This window comes from Reyranella sp. (assembly GCF_050185545.1).
In the GTDB taxonomy this organism is placed as follows: Bacteria; Pseudomonadota; Alphaproteobacteria; order Reyranellales; family Reyranellaceae; genus Reyranella.
Genome location: NZ_JBFWZI010000111.1, coordinates 1 through 3367, shown reverse-complemented (window position 1 = coordinate 3367; position 3367 = coordinate 1). Strand labels below are relative to the sequence as shown.

The window sequence follows — 3367 nt, the reverse complement described above, 5'->3', positions numbered from 1 at the left end:
GCGACCCGCCGGCACATTAAATTCCATGCGGGGGCGGGACGCCCGCGGTCCAGAAGACATGACCTCGAAGTCGAGGAAAAACATGCGGTCCTACGCCAAGTCGATCGCGCTCTACGAGCGCACCAAGCGGAGCCTGGCGGGCGGCGTCAGCAGCAACGTGCGCTACGCGGCGACACCGGTGCCCCTGTTCTTCGTGCGCGGCGAGGGCGCCCGGCTCTACGACGTCGATGGCAACGTGCATATCGACTATGTGCTGGGCAACGGACCGGCCATCCTGGGGCACGCGCCCAGGCCGGTGATCGATGCGGTCGCGCGCTCGCTCGGCGAGGGCCAGGTGTTCGCGGCGCAGAACCCGCGCGAGACCGAGCTCTCGGAGCGGTTGGTGAATCTGCTGCCGGGCGCCGAGGTCGTGCGCTTCGCGACCTCGGGCACCGAGGCCGTGCTGATGGCCATGCGCCTCGCCCGCGCCTTCACCGGGCGCGACAAGATCCTGAAGTTCGAGGGCCACTATCACGGCTGGAGCGACCAGGCCTACATCAGCGCGCGGCCGCCCCTGAACGAGGCCGGCCCGGCCGACTCGCCGGTGCCGGTGGCGGGCTCGCTCGGCATGCCGGCGAGCGTGCTGGGCGACGTCGTGGTCTGCGGCTGGAACGATCTCGACCTGCTGCGCCAGGCGCTGGAACGTCACAAGGGCGAGGTCGCCGGCGTCATCATGGAGCCGATGATGGTGAACGGCGGCGCCGCGCAACCCCAGCCGGGCTATCTCGATGGTGCGCGCGATCTCTGTCGCGAGCACGGCGCGCTGTTCCTCTGCGACGAGGTCATCACCGGCTTCCGGCTCGGTCTCCGCGGCGCGCAGGCAAGGTTCGGCGTGACCGCCGACCTCGCGATCTACGCCAAGGCGGTCGCCGCCGGCTTCCCGCTGGCGCTGGTCGCCGGCCGCCGCGAGATCATGGATACGCTCCTGGACAAGGGCGTGATGCACGGCGGCACCTACAACGGCAACGTCCAGAGCATGGCGGCGGCCCTGGCTGCGCTCGACGTGCTCGAGGCCGACGACGGCGCCGTCTATCGCGACCTCGAACGGCGCGGCACACGGCTCATGCAGGGCCTCGCCGATCTTGCCCGCAGGCACAAGGTGCCGGCACACATTCAGGGTGCGCCGGCGATCTTCCAGGTGCACTTCACCGAGGGCCCGGCGCCCAGGAACTATCGCGACGCGGTGGCGTGCGATCGTGACCGCGCGCTCGCCTTCCATGCCGCGTTGCAGGAGGAAGGCGTGCGCGTCAACCAGCAGGCCAAGTTCTTCCTGTCGACGGCACACGACGATGCGATCATCGAGCAGACCTTGTCGGCCGCCGACAAGGCGATGGCCAGCCTGTGAGCAACATCCGCCTCTCCGTCGATGGAAGAGGGCGTCGTGCGCCGGGAGCGCACCACTGGTGGCGGAGTAAACTCCGCCAGGATGGCGATCTTCTTGCCGATGGCACATTCCATGAGCGCCACAGGAATGGTGCGCTCATGGGCGCTAACCTACAAAGGGACCTCACCCTGAGGAGCGGCCCGGAGGGCCGCGTCTCGAAGGGTCGGCAACATATCGGGTGCTGCGACACCGCTTTTCCAGCGATCTCGTGTGTCGCCCATCCGTCGAGACGGTCGCTACGCGACCTCCTCAGGATGAGGGCTTTGTTGATCGGACCAAAGTCTGCGCCTATGAGTGGCGCGCTCCCGCCAATGGTGGTCCCGTGAGCGACATCCGCCTCGAGGGGGTCAGCAAGCGCTACGGGTCCGTCGCGGCGGCGGACAGCGTCGACCTCGCGGTGGCGCCGGGCGAGTTCGTCACCATCCTGGGGCCCAGCGGCTCGGGCAAGACGACGCTCCTGTCGCTGATCGCGGGCCTCACCGCGCCGACGGCCGGCCGCATCTTCATCGGCGGGCGCAACGTCACCCGGGCGACGGCGCAGGAGCGCAACATCGGCCTGGTGTTCCAGTCCTACGCCCTGTTCCCGCACATGAGCGTGCTCGAGAACGTGCTGTTCCCGCTCGGCGTGCGCAGGATCACCGGCCCCGACGCGCGCGGCCGCGCCCTCGAGGCGCTGAAGCAGGTCCGCCTGGAAGGGCTGGAGAACCGGCGTCCCTCGCAGCTCTCCGGTGGCCAGCAGCAGCGCGTGGCGCTGGCCCGCGCCGTCGTCTTCAAGCCGGACATCCTGCTGCTCGACGAGCCGTTGGGTGCGCTCGATCGCAAGCTGCGCGAGGAGCTGCAGGTCGAGCTGAAGCAGCTGCAGCGCACGCTCGGCATCACCACCATCCTGGTGACGCACGACCAGGAAGAGGCGCTGTCGCTCAGCGACCGCATCATGGTGCTTAACCATGGCCGGACACAGCAGGTGGCCAGTCCCGCCGAGGCCTACCTCCGGCCCGCCAACCGCTTCGTCGCCGAGTTCCTGGGCATCGCCAACTTCGTGACGCTGGCCGACGGCCGCCAGGGCGTGGTGCGCCCCGAGCGCGTGAAGCTTTCCGCCAACGGCGGCGGCGGCCCCATCGATGGCGCCGGCCGCGGCGGCACCGGCACGCCCGCGCGCGTCGTCGAGGCGATCTATCTCGGGCAGATGGTGCGCTATCACCTGGCCCTGCAGGGAACAGAGGACGGTGCGCCGGCGATGGTGGCGGCGGTGCCGTTCGTCGGCCCGGCGCACAGCCCGGGCGCCGAGGTCATGGTGTCGTGGGAGTCGGCCGATGTCTGGCCGGTGACTTGAGCGTTCAGGAGTTCACAGGCAGCAATGGGGGTTCTGATGAAGAGACGCACTTTTGTCGGCGCAGCGGCGGCCCTGCCCGCCGTCGGCATCCTCTCCGCAACCGTGCACGCGCAGTCCAAGGAGATCCGCATGGTCGAGGCCGGCGGCGCGTCCGGCGAATCGATCGAGAAGGGCTATATCGAGCCGCTCTTCAAGAAGACCGGCATCAAGGTCCTGCGCGAGAGCCCGGGGTCCCTCGGCAAACTGCGCGCCCTGGTGGAGAGCGGCCAGACCAGCACGACGCTGTTCGAACTCGGCTCGGGCACGATCCTGCAGGCCAGGAAGCTCGGGCTGATCGAGAAGGTCGACTGGGCGGCCGTCAACCCGGCGCCGATGTTCCCCGAGGCGAAGGCCGAGTACGGCTTCGGCTACCAGTACTTCTCGACCATCATGGCGTGGCGCAAGGGCGCCAAGGAGCCGAAGAGCTTCGCCGAGTTCTTCGACACCAAGTCATTTCCGGGCAAGCGCACCCTGCCCGACTTCCCGCATTACTGCCTGCCCTTCGCCTGCCAGGCGGCGGGCGTGCCGATCGAAAAGCTGTTCCCGCTCGACGTCGATCTCGGCTTCAAGAA

3 protein-coding genes are annotated in these 3367 nt (G+C 68.8%); all 3 read left to right on the top strand.

Features of this window, described 5'->3' with window-relative positions:
* Window positions 1–82 precede the first annotated feature (82 nt).
* A complete protein-coding gene (locus AB7O82_RS24510; RefSeq protein WP_428620373.1) occupies window positions 83–1384 on the top strand; it encodes an aspartate aminotransferase family protein in 1302 nt (433 codons plus the stop codon).
* 361 nt (window positions 1385–1745) lie between these two features.
* On the top strand, window positions 1746–2756 hold the full coding sequence (locus tag AB7O82_RS24505; protein WP_428545564.1) for an ABC transporter ATP-binding protein: 1011 nt from the start codon (window positions 1746–1748) through the stop codon (window positions 2754–2756).
* A 36-nt stretch (window positions 2757–2792) separates the two neighbouring features.
* Window positions 2793–3367: extracellular solute-binding protein (locus AB7O82_RS24500; RefSeq protein WP_428620372.1), on the top strand; the 575-nt coding region annotated here is incomplete at its 3' end.